The organism is Granulicella sp. WH15 (genome assembly GCF_009914315.1).
GTDB lineage: Bacteria > Acidobacteriota > Terriglobia > Terriglobales > Acidobacteriaceae > Edaphobacter.
On record NZ_CP042596.1, the window covers coordinates 2,211,984 to 2,228,902 of the forward strand.

Below are 16,919 nucleotides of genomic sequence, written 5' to 3' on the forward strand. Positions count from 1 at the left end.
GCCCGCGTGATCTGTACTTACAAGTATTGAGCTACTGCCAGCCACCACCCAGCGCGCTATAGAGCTGAACCAGCGTCTGCGCCTCGCCCTGCTGCGCGGTAACAAGGTTGAGCTGCGCCGCGAAGAGATTCGAGTCTGTCGTCAGCACCTCGAGATAGGCCGTTGCACCGCCCTCGTAGCGAACCCGGGCCAGCCGTGTTGCATCCTGGGCCGCGTCCACCAGCTTCTCCTGCTGCTCGCGATAGGCACGCTGCTTGTTCAGCGCGATAAGCGCATTGGACACATCACGGAAGGCACCTGCGATGGTCTTCTGATAGGTGATCGCCAACTCCACTTCGGTTGCCGTAGCCTGCTGCAACTGCCCGCGCAGCTTGCCGCCCGCGAAGATCGGCTGCGTCAACTGACCAATTCCATAGATCGTCTGCGAGTTAGCGCCGAAGATTGTAGGAAAGTCATTGCCGCCGATACCAGCAGAGGCACTAAGCGAGAGCTGCGGAAAGAACTGCGCACGCGCAACGCCGATGTTCGCATTCGCCGCCCGCAACTGAGCTTCAGCCTGTTGGATATCAGGACGACGCTCCAGCAACTGCGAAGGAATACCGGTAGGCAGATTCTGCGGCGGCGGGGTCAGCGCCTTGGGGTCGGTATGAGCGATAGGCCCAGGGTTCGATCCCAACAGCAGGTTCAGAGCGTTCTCCTGCTGCTGAATCTGCTGTTCCAGTTGCGGAAGCTGAGAGGTTGCCGTGTACAGCAACTGCTCGGCCTGACGCAGGTCCGAGAGCGGCACCGATCCGCCCCGCTCCAGAGTCTCGGTGAGATGAACCGAATCCTCACGAACCTTGATCGTCTGCTTGGTGATCTCAAGCTGACGATCGAGCGCCCGAAGCTGAAGATAAGTCGTCACCACCTGCTGGATCAGCGTCAACCGCACAGCCCGCTGCGCCCAGGTCTGAGCCAGCAACTGCGCCCGCGCAGCTTCGGTCTGCCTGCGATAGAGACCCCAGAAGTCAGGATTCCACGCGGCCGAGAGGCTGAAGTCTCCTTCGGCGAGCGGGCTGCTGATACCGCTCGAGTTGGAGCCGGAGTTCGAACCATTTCCATTGAGAGCAGGAGCATCAACCCCAACTCCCGATCCGCCCACGCTGACCGTCGGAAACTGCTGCGAACGAGTGATCTTGACCTGCGCCTGCTGCTCGAGGATGCGCTGCGCCGCGATACGGATATCGTAGTTATTCGCGAGCGCCTTGCGAATCAGTTCCTGCAGCTCCGGCTCCTGGAAGACCTGCGACCACTGCTGATCGCCGAGCGAGTTCTGCGCGTCGCTGATAGTCGCCGCATCATCCGCCCCACGCAGCGCGGGCGGCGTGGCATAGGCTGGGCGCTTGTACTTCGGCCCCACGGTGCAGCCGGTAAGCGCAGCCATCAGCACGCCACCAGCCGCAACCGCGGCAGAAGATTGTTTGAGCCAAACCAGAGAGTTCCTCATGCGTGACCTCCTTGGGTCGGGGGCTGTCCCACTCCAGCGGCTTTACCGGCGGCGACAGGATCGAAGTCAGCCTTCGAGTCCATCGTGGTTCCCTTGCCGCCCCTGGTAAAGCGATGCGAGATGTACTCGACGACCGAGAAGGTGACCGGGATGAAGATGAGACCGATGACAGTGGAGAGGGTCATGCCGCCGATAACAACTGTGCCGAGGATTCGACGAGAGGCCGCTCCGGCTCCAGTCGCCGTCCACAGCGGAAGGCAGCCGAAGATGAAGGCCAGAGCCGTCATGACGATAGGACGGAAGCGCAGCCGGGCAGCGTTGAGCGCGGCCTCGGAGATGCTTTGCCCACTCTCATAGTTCAGCTTGGCAAACTCCACGATAAGAATGGCGTTCTTGGCCGAGAGACCGATCAGCATGACCAGACCGATGGTGGCAAAGATGTCATTCTCCAGCAGCCGCGCGTGCAGGGCGATATATCCGCCCAGGATCGCGACCGGAGTGCTGAGCAGTACGCTGAACGGCAGCGTCCAGCTCTCATAAAGCGCGGCCAGGATCAGGAAGACGAACAGCAGTGACAACCCGAAGACGGCCCAGGATGGAACGCCCTTTTCGGCCTGTTGCTCCTGAAAAGACATACCCGAGTAGTCGAAGCCTGTACCAGCGGGCATCGTCTTGGCAAAGGTGTCTTCGAGCGCCGCTCGTATCTGTCCCGAGCTATATCCCGGAGCACCGGTAATGTTGATCTGCGCCGCGTTGAACTCGTTGAATCGGAAGATAAACTCAGGCCCGGTGATCTGCCTGACCTTTACCAAGGAGCCAAGCGGAACCTGGCTGCCGTTGGCACTTCGCACATAGAACTGGTTGATGTTCTTGATATCCGTGCGCGAGGTCCCTTCAGCTTCGACAAAGGTCTGCCACTGTCGTCCGAACCGGTTGAAGTAGTTGACGAGATATCCGCCCATGAAGGTCGACATGGTGGCGTAGACATCGGAGAGTTGCACCTGTTGCTGCAAGGTCTTCTCCTTGTCTACATCGGCGTAGAGCTGTGGCACCGCGGGCTCAAACGACGGAACCGCCGCGCCGATCTCCGGACGCTTGGAGAGCGCACCGAGGAAGCCCATGACATCCTTGGTCAGGGTCATGGGGTCATCCGATCCAGTGCGATCTTCAATGACCATGGTGACACCGCCCGAGGTTCCGATACCGGGAATCGAAGGCGGCGGGAAAGCAAAGGCGATGCCATCGGGGTTCTGCGAGAGCTGCTTCTGCAGATTGCCCTGGATGTAATCGATCTGCTCTTCCTTGGTCTTGCGAGCTTCCCATGGCTTGAGCGAGACGAAGAAGAATCCGGCGTTGGTGCTCTGTACCTGGGTCAGCAGCGAGAAGTTGGTAACGGCGATGACACCCTGAATTCCAGGGGTCTTGAGCAGTGCCGCCGTGATCTTCTGCTGAGCCGCATCGGTACGCTGGGCCGATGCTCCATCGGGAAGCTGCAGCGCCAGGAACATATAGCCCTGGTCTTCGCTCGGGATGAATCCGCCCGGAAGGCTGCGGCCCAGGAAGGCCGCCAGTACGCCCATCAGAACGAGGCCCAGCATGGCAAAGGCAGACTTATGGATGAGCACGTTGGAGGTGGAGACGAAGCTCTCCGTGGTGCGTCCAAAGTACTTGTTGAAGAGTCCGAAGCCCTTTGCCAGCAGTCCCTGCCTGGCATTCTTATCCTTGGGCTTGAGCAGCAGCGAAGCCAGTGCCGGAGAGAGCGTCAGCGCGTTGAAGGCCGAGATGAGCACCGAGATCGCGATAGTGACGGCGAACTGCTGGTACAGGCGACCCGTGATACCGGGGATAAAGGCCGTCGGGATGAACACCGCCGCCAGGATCAGGGCGATAGCCACAACCGGCCCACCGACCTCTTCCATGGCCTTCTCGGTAGCGGCCTTAGGCTCCATTCCCTGCTCAATATGGTGTTCCACGGCCTCTACGACAATGATGGCGTCATCGACCACAAGACCGATGGCGAGCACAAGGCCGAAGAGCGAGAGCGTGTTGATCGAGAAGCCCAACGCCGGAAAGATGATGAACGTTCCGATGAGCGATACAGGGACGGCCAGCAGCGGGATAAGCGTGGCGCGCCATCCCTGGAGGAAGACGAAGACCACGATGACGACGAGACCCAGCGCCTGCAACAGCGTGATGACGATCTCGTTGATACCTGCGGTAACGGCCGCGGTGGTATCGAGCGGCACGTCATACGAGATGCCCGGCGGGAAGGTCGCCTGCAGCTCCTTCATGCGCGCCCTGACGGCGGCGGCGGTCTGCACCGCATTCGATCCCGGCAGCTGATAGATCGCCATGACACCCGAGGGCGCCTGGTTGTAGCGTCCGGAGATACCGTAGGCCTGATCGCCCAGCTCGACACGCGCAATGTCCTTCAGGTGCAGGATCGATCCATCCGGATTGGCTCGGATGATGATCTCGCCGAACTCCTCCGGCGTTACCAGACGGCCCTGCGTACGAACCGTATAGGTAAACTGCTGCCCCTTCGGGATAGGCTCCGCGCCGATCTGTCCAGCGGGGTTCACGTTGTTCTGCGTTTGGATCGCGGCAATGACTTCAGGAGCAGTAACCCCTAGCTTTGCCATCTGATCCGGCTGCACCCAGACGCGCAGCGCATACTGTCCACCGAAGGTCTGCACACGCGAGACGCCCTTGACGCGCGTGATCTGGTCCTGAATGTTGATGATCGCGTAGTTGGTCAGGAAGTCCTGGCTCAGCTTGCCGCCGGGCGAGTTGATAGCGACCAGCATCAGAGGCGAGGTCAGCGCCTTCTGCACCGTAAGACCGGCCGTGGTCACCTGCGCAGGCAGCTGCGACTGCGCCTGGTCGACGCGCAACTGCGCCAGCACCTGGTCGATGTTGGGATCGGTCTTGACGTCGAAGTCCACAAAGAGCTGGACGATGCCGTTGTTGGCACTGACCGAGTTCATGTAGATCATGTTGTCGACGCCGTTCATCTGCTGCTCGATCGGCGTGGCAACGGCCTGAGTCAGGGTCTTCGCATCGGCACCCGGATAGGTGGCGGTGACCAGGATCTCAGGCGGAACGATATCAGGAAACTGCGAGGTAGAGAGCGACAGCATCGTCACTACGCCGAGGATGACGGTGAGGATGGCGATGACGATCGCAACAATGGGACGACGGATGAAAAACTTCGACATCGACTACCTCCCCGCCGGGTTGGCCGTCGTCGCGGTGGGGGCAGCGGCCGGAGCCCGCTGTGGCGAAACGGGAGCGCCTTCGCGGAGCTTCTGAAGGTTATCGACGATCACCAGCGAGTCCGGAGCGATACCCTTCTCTACCAGCCAGCTGGTGCCGATCTGGGGCCCGAGATCCACTGTGGCGACGTGGACCTTGTTATCCGTACCGGCGATGTAGATCTGGTGCAGGCCCTGGAACTCGGTCACAGCGATCTGCGGAATCAGCAGGCCGCCATGACGGACCTCAGTCGCAGCCTTGATGCGTCCGAACTGCCCCGGACGAAGGATATTGCCCGGGTTCGGGAAGGTCGCGGCGATGCGGATCGCGCCGGTCTGCGAGTTCATCTGGCGATCAACGAAGGCGATATGTCCCTTCTGGGCAAAGTCTTCGCCGTTCGCAAGCGTAAGGGTCAGAGGCACCTGAGCAGCAGCCTTCAGCAGGTCTCCGCCCTCGCCGCGAGTGCGATGCGTCAGCGCGAGATACTCCGCATCGCTGATCGAGAAGTAAGCCTTGATGGGATCGAGCTGCGAGACCGACGTGAGCACCGACTGAGTGTTCACCAGGTTGCCCACCTGCGTGGTGGCCTGTCCGGCAACGCCGGTAATCAGCGAGCGAACATAGGTGAAGCCCATGTTCAGCTTCGCGTTTTCGACAGCAGCTTCAGCGGCAACAACCGACGCCCTGGCCGATGCAACCGCGGCCTCTGTCTGCGCCTGCGTCTGGATATCGTTATCCAGTTGGCTCTGCGCGATGGCTCGGGCCTGTGCGAGCGGCGTATCGCGCTTTACGTTGATCTGGGCGAGGCCAAGCTGCGCCTGAGCCTGCAACACCTGTCCTTTGGCCTGCTCCAACTGTCCCTTGGCCTGATCGAGCGCGGCCTGGAAGGGCCGATGGTCGATCTCGAAGAGGACCTGCCCCTTGGTGACCAGAGAACCTTCCTTGTAGTTCTGCTTTACGAGAAAGCCACTCGCCTGCGGCTGAATCTGCGCGTTCACATAGCCGTCCAGCGTCCCGACCCACTCGCCCGTGACCGGCACATCCGTGGGCTGAACCTCGACCACCGTGACGGGCATCGCGGGCGGCGGTCCAGCCGGCGCGGCGTTCTTGGGGCCGCAGCCTGAGAGCAAACCCGCACCCAGCAACAGCATGGAGGCAGCGTAGACGCCTGTCATTCTGTTCGAGGCAATCGTTACTGCCGAATGTTTATGCTGCTCGTTCATTTACATAATCTCCATAAAAGCCCAGGAATTCTCTAGCCTGTAAGTGCACGTTAGGCGTAGAAATGCACACGAGTATTTGTATAGGATGTGACGCAGCGGCTCGTGAGGTTGATTCAAAAATATTGCCCTGCATCCCAAAATGAATCTTCCCTGTAATCGCCCAATTCTCTCAAACTAAAGCGGATCGTGTCACCGGACGCATCCTCTTCCTTACACTGCCTCACATGCAAAACGGGCAGATGAACCCGTCACTCACAGGAGCAGATGTGGGCCGGATCACAAGTTTTCTATGGCAGGCGCACGCGTCCTATGGTCCTACTGTGCGGTTACTGTTTGTAGACCAGCGACGGTCCGCCGATCTGCTTCACCTTCAGATCGACCTCTACCTCGACGCGGTCGGCGATCTTCACGAAGGGGATTCCCTTCGTCATTCCATAGTCCTTGCGATCGAAGGCCATGATGCCCTTGATCGTACCTGCGCCGGTACCTTTGCCGCTGATTGTCAGCTTCAGCGTCTCCGGTTTCGAGACCCCGCGTATCGAAAAATCACCCAGCACATCAAAGCTCACGGGGCCGGTCTGCGTAACCTTGGTAGACCGAAAGGTGATCGTCGGATTCTGTTTCACGTCAAAGAAGTCGCTGCTCTTCAGCTTGCTGTCCTTCATGCCGCTTCCGGTATTCACCGTAGCCGCGTCGATCTTGATATCCAGAACCCCACTTGTGACATCGGGAGAACTGAACCTCAGAGTCGTGTCCCATTTGTCGAACTTGCCTGTCAGCGCCACCGAGGCCTTCACATAAAATCTGATGGCACTCTCCTCCGGCGTAGCCGCGAAGACAGGAACCTGCTGCGCATGGCTCAGGGGTGTCAGTGCGGCAAAGACCAACAGGCAGAGAGTAGCGAGTCGCATGGTGGTTGGAGTGTTACCTTTTCCCGTTTTGCCGTCAATATAAATCAACCGCCCCTCGACGAATATCACTTGTCTGGTCTCTAAGAGACGGGTGACACGACTTTCAACCTCTGCACAAGATCTCCCTCCGCCTTGGCCATCCACAACACCGGTGATACACTCAAAAGAGGTTTAACTCCACCCTATTCAGCATCAAGAAGGCAGCACCAAACACTATGACCGCTCTGCTTTACCTGACCGTCGTGCTTCACGTCATCATCAGCCTCTTCCTCATCGGTGTAGTGCTGCTCCAGCAGGGCAAGTCGGCCGATCTCGCCGGAGCCTTCGGCGGACAGGGTTCACAGACTGCCTTCGGCCCTCGCGGCGCTGCCAACCTGCTCACCAAGATGACGACCTACGCGGCCATCTGCTTCATGGTGACCTCCATCGGCCTCACCATCCTGATGGCTCGCACCCACTCGGTCAGCGGCTCGGTCCTGTCGGACACCAAGACCGTCGAGACGACGCCCAAGAAGTAAGCGTTCCCAAGATCCTCACGGCGCAGACCCCATACGGTCTGCGCCTTTTCATTGCGACAAGCAAGGAGTCCTGATGATCCATGAGATCCTCCCCGTCGGCCCGCTCCAGTGCAACTGCTCCATCCTCGGCGACGAGACCTCCCTCGAAGCCATCGTCGTCGATCCCGGCTCCGACATCCCCCGCATCCTCGCGGTCCTCGCCCGCCACCACCTCACGGTCAAGCAGATCGTCGTCACCCACGCCCATATCGACCACATCGCCGGAGCCGCCGAGCTAAAACGCATCACCGGCGCGCCCGTCCTCTACAACCAGAACGACCTCCCGCTGCTGGCCATGATGGACGTGCAGGCGAGCTGGGTCGGCATGGCCACCCCAGAGGTCCACGTGCCCGACCTCGACCTCACCGACGGCATGAAGGTTGCGGTCACCGGCCTCACCGCCACCGTACACCACACTCCCGGCCACACCCAGGGCAGCCTCTGCCTTCACCTGCCGGACCAGAACCTGCTCCTGGCTGGAGACACCCTCTTCGCCGGAAGCATCGGCCGCACCGACCTCCCCGGCGGCAACTTCGAGACCCTCATCCGCTCCATTCACGACCACCTGCTTCCCATGCCTGAGGAGACCATCGTCATCCCTGGCCACGGTCGCGCCACCACTATCGGAAGAGAAATCGAAAGCAATCCATACCTTCAATCGAAATAGAATGAGTCATTTGTCCTTAAATATGAAAGTGCTGGATGATGTCGAAGTCATCCAGGGTAACTAGTTAGATTCGCACTCCTGCCGCAGCAGCTCCAGCCCACGCATCAGCACATCTCGCCTCCCCAGCAGACTGATGACCATTCGGTTCCGTTCGCCAATCCCATAAAACGACCCCGGATGTACGCTTACCCCCGGCCCCGAGATAAGGCTTTCAGCCGACAGCGCGCTCGGCGTCCGCAGAATCGCACTCCACCCCGCCTCCATCGCCAGCACCTCGATTCCGCTCCTCCGCACTATCGCCAGATTCTCTCTTACGCGCCCCAAAATCTGCCGCTGAATCCCCCCGCGCTCCGCCAGCCAGATCGGCAGCGCGTGTTGCATTGGCGCGTTCATCGAAAGAAACGTATCAGCAACGATCTCGAGCCTCCCCAGAGCCTGCCGTCGCTCCGCCTCGGGGCCAAACCCGGCCATCCACGCCACCTTCATCTGCGGCAGCCCGCAGATCTTGCTCAGCCCGCTCACCACGAAGGTCAGGACCGGGTGAGGCCCCCGCGCGAAGCTCTCCACCGGAGCCTCCAGCCCGTAGTCGAGAAAGACCTCATCGACCACCAGTGCCAGCCCATGCCGCAGACAAATCGCCTCCAGCCTCTCCCGCTCAACCCTGCCTGTGGTGTGCCCGGTCGGGTTGTTGGGATGCACCAGCAGAATAGCCCGAGTCCGCGGCGTAATCCTCCGCTCCAGCTCCGCGAAATCAATCCACCAACCAAAGTCATAGAACAACGGATAAGCCCGCAGCGTCACATCTTCCAAATCCGCAAGGTAGTCGAAGAGTGGATAGCTCGGCTGCGCCGCCAGCACCTCATCCCCGGCATTGCAGAGCACCCGCAGCAGATACCCATACGCCTCACTGGTGCTCGTCGTCAGGATTACCTCATCGGGATCGACCTCCGCCCCATGATCCGCGTAATACGCTGCCACGGCCTCCCGCGCGCTCCGAATCCCCCGCGCATCCGGGTCATAGACCATAGCCTTCGGGTCCGCCAGCGCATCCAGCACAGAACCATACTCAAACCCACAAACCGTAGGGTTCGACACGGTCAGATCCACCAGCTCCCGCCCCGCGGCCTTCGCCTGCCGGATCGCCGCCGCCAGCGAGCTTTCGCCGATATCCCATCCCGTTCGCGTCGAAAATCTGCTCGTCTTATCTGCCAAACCCTGCACACTCATCTCTCGAAAACTGTTATTTATCTTAATCCCCTACAATCAACCTGACCTATGGCTACCCCAACCCCGCTCCCCATTGAGGCCGTTCTCTTCGACTACGGCATGGTCCTCTCCGGCCCGCCTGACCCCGCTGCCTGGACACAGATGCAAGCCATCACCGGCTTCGACGAGGCAACGCTCGACCACGCCTACTGGGCACCCCGCCACGCCTACGACCGTGGCGACCTGACCGGCCAGCAGTACTGGCAGACTGTCGGACAAGCTGGCGGCACAACCCTATCCCCTGAACAGCTCACCGCGCTCATCGACGCGGACACCGCTCTCTGGACCAGAACCAACGATCCCATGATCGCCTGGGCCGACCGCCTCCAGCGCGCGGGCATCCGCACCGGCATCCTCTCCAACCTGGGCGATGCCATGACCCTCGGCGTGGTCGGCAAGTTTGCCTGGATTGAAGCCTTCCACCATCGCCTCTGGTCGCATACGCTCAAGCTGGCCAAGCCCGAAGCCGCCATCTACCACCACGCCATCACGGGCCTCGGCGTCACCCCGGAGCACATCCTCTTCATCGACGACCGCGAGAACAACGTCGAGGCCGGACGAGCCGCCGGGATGCAGGTCATCCGCTACCTCGATCACGCCGCGTTCGAGCAGGAGCTGATCGAACGCGGCTGGGGACACCTCTGGATGCCGGAGCCGCGCCCCTAGTTGATCACCCGCACGCTACCCCGCCCGACGATCTCCTCCACCCGGTCGATAAACAACCGATCCGCCGCCACCATCACCTTCGTCGGCTCCAGCACCGCGCAGAACTCGCCCGGCTCTTCAAAGTCCAGCAGAAGCTTCCCGCCGCCCGGCGAGTCCTCAAACAGCCGCGCCAACCGCGCCAGCAGCGTCGTATCCGGACTATGCAATGGCACCCTGATCCGCAGCGCCTCCGGCAGCTTCAGCTTGATGTCCTCGAGCGCCTGAATCCCCGCAATCGCCAGCTTCGGAGCCGAATCTTCCTCACCCCGCAGCGAACCGCGCACCACCACCGGCACGTCGATCTTCAGCTTCTCGGCCAGCTTCTCATAGCTCTGCGGAAACGCAATCAGCTCGATCTTTCCGACCGTATCCTCGAGCACCGCCTGCGCATATAGCTCGCCGCTGCGCTTCGACTTAGCCACCTTCAGCCCGGTAATCACACCCGCAATCTGGATCTCGTTCTGAGGCTCTTCACTGCGTCCGCGCCGGAAGACCTGCGGCTCGGGCTTCATCTCGATCGCCGTGGCCGTGTCGAGCACCTTCATATTCCGCAGCTTCTCCCGATACTTGTCCATCGGATGGCCGCTGACGAAGAAGCCCAGCACCTCCTTTTCGTTCTGCAACCGCGTATGCTCGTCCCACTCCGGCACCTTGGGCAACTCTTCCGCCGGACCCGCATCACCGGGAGCATCGAAGATCCCGAACAGCCCATGCTGCCCCGCCGCCGCGTCCTTTTGAGCCTTCTGCGCCTGCTCCATCGCCTTGTCGAGAGCGGCCATCACCGCCGCACGCGGCCCAAACGAATCCATCGCCCCGGCCTTAATGAGCGACTCGAGCACCCGTTTGTTCAGCAGCCGCAGGTCCACCTTCTCGCAGAACTCCCACAGGCTTGCAAACCCGGCCTTACCCTCAGCCTGCAACGCCGTGCGCGCCTCAATGATCGAGACGATGGCGTTATGGCCGACGTTCTTGATCGCCGCCAGTCCAAACCGAATCGCACCTTCAGCCGGAGTAAAGCTGGCCAGCGAGACCTGCACATCCGGCGGCACCACGGCAATATTGATCTCGCGGCACTCGGAGATGTACTTGACCACATTCTCCGGCTTCGAGGTTTCACTTGTCAGCAGCGCGGCCATGAACTCGACCGTGTAGTGCGTCTTCAGATAGGCCGTGTGGTAGGCCAGCAGCGCATAAGCCGCCGAGTGCGACTTATTGAATCCATACCCGGCGAACTGCTCCATCAGGTCGAAGAGCTGTCCGGCCCGGTTCTTATCGAACTTCGCCGTCGCCGCACCGGCCATAAAGATATCGCGCTGCTTGGCCATCTCGGCCGGGTCTTTCTTACCCATGGCGCGGCGCAGCAGGTCGGCTCCGCCCAGCGAGTAGCCGCCGATGGCGCTCGAGATCTGCATGACCTGCTCCTGGTAGACGATGACCCCCAGCGTCTCCTTCAGGATGATCTCCAGCTCGGGGAAGGTGTACTCCACCGGCCTGCGTCCCCACTTGCGCTCGATGAAGTCGTCGATCATGCCGCCCTGGATTGGCCCCGGCCGATAGAGCGCATTGAGAGCGGTCAGGTCCTCGACGGTGTTCGGCTTATACCGCCGCAGCACGTCGCGCATTCCACCCGATTCAAACTGAAAGACACCACTCGTCAGAGCCCGATGAAAGACCTGCTCATACGTCTTCGCATCGTCCAGAGGAATCGTCGGCAGATCGACCTTCTCCCCGCGCGTGGCCACGATCAGCTTCAGCGCATCGTCGATGACGGTCAACGTCGTCAGGCCGAGGAAGTCCATCTTCAGCAGGCCCATCTTCTCGACGGCCTTCATGTCGTACGAGGTCACGATTTCTTCCGACTTCGCCCGCGTCACCGGCACCAACTCCGTCAGCGGAGCGGGCGCGATCACCACACCAGCCGCGTGCACACCCGCACCGCGCACCAGCCCTTCCAGCCTGCGCGCCGTGTCGATCAGCTCCTGAATCTTCGGGTCCGACTCATACGCCTGCGACAATGGCCCCGGGTCCTTCAGCGCCTGGTCAATCGTGATCCCGATGGTCGGCGGAATCATCTTCGCGATCCGGTCCACCTCGCCGTACGGCATATCGAGTGCCCGGCCCACGTCCTTGATCGCAGCCTTCGCCGCCATCGTATTGAACGTGATGATCTGCGCGACCTGATCCTTGCCGTACTTGCGCTGAACGTACTCGATCACCTCTCCGCGCCGGTTCATGCAGAAGTCGATATCGATATCCGGCATCGAGATACGCTCCGGGTTCAGAAAGCGCTCGAAGAGCAGCTCGTTCTGCAGCGGATCGACGTCGGTGATCTCCATGCAGTACGCCACCAGCGATCCCGCAGCCGAGCCTCTACCCGGCCCTACGGGAATGTTCTGCTCCTTTGCATACCGGATAAAGTCCCACACGATCATGAAGTAGCCGGGGAACTTCATGCTCTTGATGCAGTCAATCTCGCGATCCAGCCGCGCATGGTAGTCGTCGATGCTCTTACGCAGCAGTCCCCGGCTGCGCAGGTGCGCCACCGTCGTCTCCAGCCGCTTCTTCAGCCCCTCTCGGCACACTTGCTCGAAGTAGGTGTAGAGCGTCTCCCCCTCCGGCACCGGAAAGTCCGGGAACGGATTGTCGACCTTGTTCAGCTTCAGCTCGCACCGCTCCGGGAACTGCATCGTCCGGGTCAAGACCTCCGGGTTGTCCGGAAACATCCTCGCCATCTCCTCGGCGGTCTTGATGTAGAACTCCTGCGTGTCGAACTTGAACCGCTTCGGATCGTTCATCGACCCGGCGGTCTGCACGCATAACAGCACCTCGTGCGCGCGGCTGTCCTGGTCCTCGATGTAGTGCGAGTCGTTGGTCGCGATCAGCGGAATGTCCAGATCCTTTTCCATCCGGAACATGTAGTCGATGACGGCCTTGTCTGGAGCCAGCTTGTGGTCCTGCACCTCCAGAAAGAAGTTCCCCCGTCCGAACATATCCTGAAACCCGCCCGCCACCTGCTTGGCCTTCTCGTAGTCGTCCGCCATCAGGTGCTGCGAGACCTCTCCCGCGAGGCACCCCGAGAACCCGATCAACCCCTCGACGTGCTTAGCCAGAAAGTTCTTGCTCACGCGCGGCTTGCGATAGAACCCGTGCAGCGCGGCCTCGCTAGTCAGCCGGACAAGGTTGCGATAGCCTTCCTGGTTCTCGGCCAGCACCAGCAGGTGGTTGTACTTGTCTCCATCGCCCTTGGCCCGATGGTCCTCGGCCTGGCAGATATACAGCTCACAGCCCAGGATCGGCTTGATCCCCTTCTTCTTGGCCGCGTCGAAGAAGTGCACGGCCCCGAAGATATTTCCGTGATCGGTCATGGCGACCGACTTCTGCCCAATCTTATCGACGTGCGCCACCAGCTTATCGACGTCGCAGGCTCCATCCAGGAGCGAATAATCCGTATGCAAGTGCAGGTGCGTGAACTCAGCCATCTTCCAATTCTAGTTCCGCCCCGAGCCCGCCGCCATGTGTTGAAAACCGGTCCCAAACATCACTCCGGGATTTACAATTCCCCTCCATGAGTGTCTTCTCCCTCGTCGACTTCTTCCCCCGGTTCCTCCGCAGCCGCAAGCGGGAGGCCGCGCTCAAGCTGGCCGCTAACTGGCCCGTCCTCACCGCAAAGCTACTTACATCGATTGTCGTCCCCAAAGACATCGCCGCCGAGGAGGGTTCCGTCCTCCAGGCCATGCAGGTCGAGTCGGCTTACTACTTCACGCTCGACGGCAACTACTACGGCGGCCACGCCCGCAGCATCCCGCTGTCGGACTCGGAGGCCCACAGGCTGGTCCCGCAGCTAGCCGAGGACACGCCCATCCAGATCCGCTACAACCCCCAGAACCCCGACGAGACCCACACCTTCGCCACCGACAACCCCGGCTTCCCCTACGTCATCTGGCCCATGTAACCCACCCCAAGCAAGAACCCGACGTTGCCTGTTTTCTTGGTTGTCATTCAGGAGCGAAGCGGAGGAATCTGTTTTTGCTTCTGCTGTTGTTCTTGCCCTTGCTTCTGGGGCAAGTTCCTAATGCCTCTCCGGCAGGAACTCCGACTTCGGAAACCCAAACCACCGCATCCTCGTGGTCGCCAGAGCCTCATACACGTAGTGCGCGGCGACCACCCCAGCCCCATACTCTCTAGGCCACAACGCGGCGTGGGTGCTCCACGCAAACCGATACCGCGCCAGAATCAAACTAGCCCGCGGCAGATGACTCCCCGAGCTAATCACTTCGGCGCTCTTCCACCCTCGCTGCGCCATAATCCGGTCGCTATAAAAAACATTTTGGATCGTATTCTGAGCCTGTCCCTCGACCACGATCTCTTCATCTGGCACGCCCTCAGCTTTGGCCAACTTCGCCATCACCTCGGCCTCGACCCAATGGTTATGCGCTGCACCTCCGGTCACGATCATGTGTCCAGCCCGACCCGCCCGCAGCTCCCGAACAGCCTCCAGCACCCGCTCCCGCTGTTCCGGCGCAGGCGAGCCATCGTCGTTCGCGGGCCAGCCCAGCACGATCAGCGTATCGAAGTGCCCCGCATCCGTATTGCGTGTGGGCACGGTCACATAGCTGGTAAACACAGTGATCGCCAGGGCCGCAACACCGGCCCCAGCCTTACCCGACCAGCCCATGCGCCAACTCCACGTACAGCCGCACGCACTCCAGCAGCTCCGTCTTGGCTATCTTCTCGCCATTGGTGTGGGCCACATGGATCGACCCCGGCCCCAGCAGAAACGGTTCTCCCCAAGAGGTCAGCGAGGGGATATCCGTGGCGAACTTCGCCACCATCGTCGGCAGGTTGCCCACGCGCCGCATCTGAACGAAGTTCAGGTCGAGCGAGTAGTCCACCTGGCAACGCCCAGCCACTACGTTCTCAATCGCATCCTTCACGTCCTCGGACGGCCCCACCGTCCGCACCAGCAGATGAGCCTCAGCAGCGTCTGAGATTACATTCGGAGCCCGCCCGCCGGAGATCAACCCAATATTCACCGTCGTCTCGCCGATCTCATCGACGACCGGCAGCTTCAGCTTCAGCACATCGCTCAGCGACTCCACCAGCTTGTCGATGGCCGACTCGCCCAGCTCGGGATAGGCCGAGTGCGCCATCCGCCCATGCGCCCGCATCTCCACACGCAGCGCACCCTTGGTCGCCAGCGCCAGCCGGTTGTCGGTAGGCTCGCCGTTGATGAGAAAGCGAGACCCACGCGGGTTCTCGTTCGCCACCTTCGCTCCAGCCGAGTCCCGCTCCTCGCCCACAACGAAGAGCAGCCCCACCTTGACGCCCGCCGCCCGCAGTTGCTCGGCTGCCGCCACCTGCGCCGCCAGAATCCCCTTGGCATCGCAGGTCCCGCGCCCGTAGAGAAACTCCTCATCCTCCGTGCAGCCAAAGTACGGCGGCACCGTATCGAAGTGAGTCGAGAAGACCACCTCCGGCGTCACGCCGGGCATACTCGCATAGACGTTGAAGCGTTCCGACCCACCATCCGCACCGGGCGTACCTGCAGCGGGTTTCGGCACCGGCATCCGCTCAATCTCCCAGCCCTCACCAGCCAGAAACTCGCACAAAAACTCCCCGCAGGCACCCTCGTGGTAGGTCGTCGACGGAATATTCACCAGCCGCCGCGTCAGTTCAATCGCATCAATCGCCATAATCAATCCTTGCCCCCAGCATACCGGAGCCGAGTAAACGACTAAACTTCAACCATGCCCTTTCAATCCCAGATCCGCACCATCGACGATCTCCGCGGCCCCGCGGGACGGCTCGAGGCCATCCTCAACACCGGCATCGAAGACCCACCCTTCACCGCCATCGTCGCCCACCCGCACCCACCCTCAGGCGGCACCATGCACACCCGCGCCGTCTACCACGCCATGAAGGCGTTTTCGAGCTTCGGCCTGCCCGTGCTGCGCTTTAACTTCCGCGGCACCGGTCTGAGCGAGGGCGTACACGACGAGGGGCGCGGCGAGGTGGACGACGTCCGCGCCGGGCTGGACTGGCTCACCACCAACTTCGCCAAGCCGATCCTCTTCGCCGGATTCTCCTTCGGATCGAACGTTGGCCTGCGCGCCTGCTGCGGCGATCCCCGGGTCAAAGGGCTGATCGGCCTCGGCCTACCCGTCCAGGCTGCGGGCCGCGACTACACCTACACCTTCCTGCCCGGCTGCCCTCAGCCCAAGCTCTTCCTCCTTGGCGACCACGACCAGTTCGCCCCGCGCGCCGTCATGGAGCAGGTCTTCGCCTCCGCCGCCGAGCCGAAAGAGATGCACTGGATAGCCGAGGCCGACCATTTCTTCGAGGGCATCCCCGACAGCCCCAAACCGAAGCTACCCCTGATGGCCGCCGCCATGCGCCTCTGGCTCGAGAAGACCTTCCACCTAACCGAACCGGAGTAGGGCCGGAGTAAGAAAGCATCTTCTTTTTTTGTGAAAAATCTGCGAACAGAGCTTTTACGCGCCGCCTTCAAAACCGCAGAAAGTGCCGGTCTTTCGAATACAGCACTTCGTGCTCGGTGCAGACGCCCTTGCTGTTGCCTGTTTTCTTGGTTGTCATTCAGGAGCGAAGCGGAGGAATCTGCTTCTTGTCGTTGCTCCTGTCGTTGTCGTTGCCCTTGCTTCTGGGGGTAGGTCCGGGCTTTAGCCCGGACATTAAACCCTCCCCAAGAGCGGGCTTTAGCCCCCGAGATATGCTTTCTTTCAAATCAGCAAAGACATCCTGCCGGACGGGCCCACTATGCAAGGGGCGATCACTTCGCGACTTGCACGCGTGTCTAGCTGATTAAAAAACAAAGATCCTCCCGTTGGCCAG

13 protein-coding genes are annotated in these 16,919 nt (G+C 61.0%); 5 read left to right on the plus strand and 8 right to left on the minus strand.

Translation table 11 applies throughout. The features are described from left to right. Nucleotides 1-31: 31 nt before the first annotated feature. The 4 genes from FTO74_RS09300 to FTO74_RS09315 all read right to left on the minus strand — a co-directional run bounded on the left by FTO74_RS09300 (nucleotide 32) and on the right by FTO74_RS09315 (nucleotide 6,875). Nucleotides 32-1,486, minus strand: a complete 1,455-nt coding sequence (locus FTO74_RS09300; protein WP_162537896.1) for an efflux transporter outer membrane subunit — start codon at nucleotides 1,484-1,486, stop codon at nucleotides 32-34. Beyond that, entirely contained in the window at nucleotides 1,483-4,704 is a 3,222-nt protein-coding gene (locus tag FTO74_RS09305; protein WP_162537897.1) for an efflux RND transporter permease subunit, read from the minus strand. Before FTO74_RS09305 ends, FTO74_RS09300 begins: the two co-directional genes overlap by 4 nt. A 3-nt stretch (nucleotides 4,705-4,707) precedes the next feature. Continuing rightward, a complete protein-coding gene (locus tag FTO74_RS09310) occupies nucleotides 4,708-5,964 on the minus strand; it encodes an efflux RND transporter periplasmic adaptor subunit (protein ID WP_162537898.1) in 1,257 nt (418 codons plus the stop codon). Between the two features lie 326 nt (nucleotides 5,965-6,290). Further along, the gene (locus FTO74_RS09315) at nucleotides 6,291-6,875 is read right to left on the minus strand and encodes a YceI family protein (protein ID WP_162537899.1); all 585 of its coding nucleotides are present in this window, start codon (nucleotides 6,873-6,875) and stop codon (nucleotides 6,291-6,293) included. Nucleotides 6,876-7,090: 215 nt separating this feature from the next. Between FTO74_RS09315 and secG the strand changes: the two genes are divergently transcribed. Both secG and FTO74_RS09325 read left to right on the plus strand, forming a co-directional pair. Continuing rightward, nucleotides 7,091-7,393, plus strand: coding sequence for a preprotein translocase subunit SecG (gene secG, locus FTO74_RS09320; protein ID WP_162537900.1), 303 nt, complete (start codon nucleotides 7,091-7,093; stop codon nucleotides 7,391-7,393). Nucleotides 7,394-7,466: 73 nt separating this feature from the next. Beyond that, nucleotides 7,467-8,099, plus strand: coding sequence for an MBL fold metallo-hydrolase (locus FTO74_RS09325; protein WP_162537901.1), 633 nt, complete (start codon nucleotides 7,467-7,469; stop codon nucleotides 8,097-8,099). A 60-nt stretch (nucleotides 8,100-8,159) separates the two neighbouring features. On the opposite strand, the gene FTO74_RS09330 is transcribed toward FTO74_RS09325, so the two are convergent. Beyond that, entirely contained in the window at nucleotides 8,160-9,311 is a 1,152-nt protein-coding gene (locus FTO74_RS09330) for a pyridoxal phosphate-dependent aminotransferase (protein WP_255462595.1), read from the minus strand. 63 nt (nucleotides 9,312-9,374) lie between these two features. Between FTO74_RS09330 and FTO74_RS09335 the strand changes: the two genes are divergently transcribed. After that, nucleotides 9,375-10,031, plus strand: a complete 657-nt coding sequence (locus FTO74_RS09335; protein ID WP_162537903.1) for an HAD family phosphatase — start codon at nucleotides 9,375-9,377, stop codon at nucleotides 10,029-10,031. Here the strand turns inward: FTO74_RS09335 and dnaE are convergent. Further along, nucleotides 10,028-13,549 (minus strand): DNA polymerase III subunit alpha, encoded by a 3,522-nt coding sequence (gene dnaE, locus FTO74_RS09340; protein WP_162537904.1) that lies wholly within the window; start codon nucleotides 13,547-13,549, stop codon nucleotides 10,028-10,030. The two genes, FTO74_RS09335 and dnaE, sit on opposite strands and share 4 nt — an antisense overlap. An 86-nt stretch (nucleotides 13,550-13,635) precedes the next feature. Here dnaE and FTO74_RS09345 point away from each other — a divergent pair, with 86 nt between their 5' ends. After that, a complete protein-coding gene (locus FTO74_RS09345; protein ID WP_162537905.1) occupies nucleotides 13,636-14,022 on the plus strand; it encodes a hypothetical protein in 387 nt (128 codons plus the stop codon). 117 nt (nucleotides 14,023-14,139) lie between these two features. On the opposite strand, the gene FTO74_RS09350 is transcribed toward FTO74_RS09345, so the two are convergent. Both FTO74_RS09350 and FTO74_RS09355 read right to left on the minus strand, forming a co-directional pair. Continuing rightward, nucleotides 14,140-14,745, minus strand: a complete 606-nt coding sequence (locus tag FTO74_RS09350; RefSeq protein ID WP_162537906.1) for a YdcF family protein — start codon at nucleotides 14,743-14,745, stop codon at nucleotides 14,140-14,142. Beyond that, nucleotides 14,729-15,763 carry a M20/M25/M40 family metallo-hydrolase gene (locus tag FTO74_RS09355; RefSeq protein ID WP_162537907.1) on the minus strand — a complete coding sequence of 345 codons (1,035 nt, stop codon included), beginning with the start codon at nucleotides 15,761-15,763 and terminating at the stop codon, nucleotides 14,729-14,731. Before FTO74_RS09355 ends, FTO74_RS09350 begins: the two co-directional genes overlap by 17 nt. Before the next feature lie 54 nt (nucleotides 15,764-15,817). On the opposite strand from FTO74_RS09355, the gene FTO74_RS09360 reads away from it, so the two are divergent. Further along, complete coding sequence (locus FTO74_RS09360; protein ID WP_162537908.1) at nucleotides 15,818-16,507, plus strand: alpha/beta family hydrolase; 690 nt, start codon at nucleotides 15,818-15,820, stop codon at nucleotides 16,505-16,507. Nucleotides 16,508-16,919: the final 412 nt, after the last annotated feature.

Bases quoted from the DNA above. Each gene is read 5' to 3' on its own strand.
- FTO74_RS09300 (WP_162537896.1), bottom strand. From the start codon at position 1,486: ATGAGGAACTCTCTGGTTTGGCTCAAACAATCTTCTGCCGCGGTTGCG.
- FTO74_RS09305 (WP_162537897.1), bottom strand. From the start codon at position 4,704: ATGTCGAAGTTTTTCATCCGTCGTCCCATTGTTGCGATCGTCATCGCC.
- FTO74_RS09310 (WP_162537898.1), bottom strand. From the start codon at position 5,964: ATGAACGAGCAGCATAAACATTCGGCAGTAACGATTGCCTCGAACAGA.
- FTO74_RS09315 (WP_162537899.1), bottom strand. From the start codon at position 6,875: ATGCGACTCGCTACTCTCTGCCTGTTGGTCTTTGCCGCACTGACACCC.
- secG (WP_162537900.1), top strand. From the start codon at position 7,091: ATGACCGCTCTGCTTTACCTGACCGTCGTGCTTCACGTCATCATCAGC.
- FTO74_RS09325 (WP_162537901.1), top strand. From the start codon at position 7,467: ATGATCCATGAGATCCTCCCCGTCGGCCCGCTCCAGTGCAACTGCTCC.
- FTO74_RS09335 (WP_162537903.1), top strand. From the start codon at position 9,375: ATGGCTACCCCAACCCCGCTCCCCATTGAGGCCGTTCTCTTCGACTAC.
- dnaE (WP_162537904.1), bottom strand. From the start codon at position 13,549: ATGGCTGAGTTCACGCACCTGCACTTGCATACGGATTATTCGCTCCTG.
- FTO74_RS09345 (WP_162537905.1), top strand. From the start codon at position 13,636: ATGAGTGTCTTCTCCCTCGTCGACTTCTTCCCCCGGTTCCTCCGCAGC.
- FTO74_RS09350 (WP_162537906.1), bottom strand. From the start codon at position 14,745: ATGGGCTGGTCGGGTAAGGCTGGGGCCGGTGTTGCGGCCCTGGCGATC.
- FTO74_RS09355 (WP_162537907.1), bottom strand. From the start codon at position 15,763: ATGGCGATTGATGCGATTGAACTGACGCGGCGGCTGGTGAATATTCCG.
- FTO74_RS09360 (WP_162537908.1), top strand. From the start codon at position 15,818: ATGCCCTTTCAATCCCAGATCCGCACCATCGACGATCTCCGCGGCCCC.